This window comes from Paenibacillus sp. Aloe-11, assembly GCF_000245715.1.
GTDB classification, from domain to species: domain Bacteria; phylum Bacillota; class Bacilli; order Paenibacillales; family Paenibacillaceae; genus Paenibacillus; species Paenibacillus kribbensis.
The window spans coordinates 91,255-92,098 of sequence record NZ_JH601043.1; the positions used below are offsets into that span (position 1 = coordinate 91,255).

General features: G+C 58.6%; 2 protein-coding genes. Both read left to right on the top strand.

What is annotated here, in order from left to right; all coding sequences use genetic code 11:
- Window positions 1-241, top strand: a 241-nt coding sequence (locus WG8_RS27780; RefSeq protein ID WP_007428512.1) for an NAD(P)-dependent oxidoreductase, incomplete at its 5' end; no start/stop codon positions are given.
- Window positions 242-275: 34 nt separating this feature from the next.
- Window positions 276-844, top strand: a 569-nt coding sequence (locus WG8_RS02570; RefSeq protein WP_007428513.1) for an NAD(P)H-hydrate epimerase, incomplete at its 3' end; no start/stop codon positions are given.

The window sequence follows — 844 nt, forward strand, 5'->3', positions numbered from 1 at the left end:
GGCTGCACATGCTGAGGCACTCGAGCTGTATCGCGCTGCCGATGTGGATTGGACATATTGCAGTCCTGCGGGAATTATTGAACCAGGAAAGCGTACGGGGCATTTCCGCATTGGCCTGGATCACTTGGTAGTTGACGAGTTGGGCCACAGCCGCATATCAGTAGAAGATTATGCAGTAGCCCTGATTGATGAGCTGGTGGAAGGGGAATTCGTCAATTCCCGTTTTACGGTTGGATACTAAGCGCTAGGTACTTCAATAAGGGAGGAGAAAAAATATGTACATGGTGACCGCCGATGAAATGCGGCAATTGGATCGGTATACGATTGACAAGCTGGGTATCCCGGCCCTCACGTTGATGGAAAACGCCGGGCGCGCGGTAGCCGACGAGGTAATGAAGCTTTGCGCGGGGAGATGCGGATCGAGCAATGGGAGCTTGGGAGGCCATACCAATCCAACCTGCGGTGTTGATGATGCTGATGTGTTCAGGAGGCAGGCGATAGAGAAAGTCGCTCAGACAGGACCGGGCGAGCTGCCGGGTCACGGCGAGGTCATCCGGACGGAGCTGTGGAATCACGGGCGCCATGCTGTATGGCAACGGGAGCATTGGTATATCCTCGTAGGCAAAGGCAACAACGGGGGCGACGGACTGGTGGCAGCCCGCCATCTGACCGATGCGGGGCTGCGCGTCACCGTTGTCTACGCCGCTTCACCGGATACGCTGCTCGGCGAAGCGGCTGCGCAGCGCGATGTCATCGCGGCTCTGGGCATCCCGGTCATCGTCTACGGCCGGGATGCCCTCGACCTGCGCGGCGCCTCAGGCATCGTCGATGCCCTGCTGGGCAC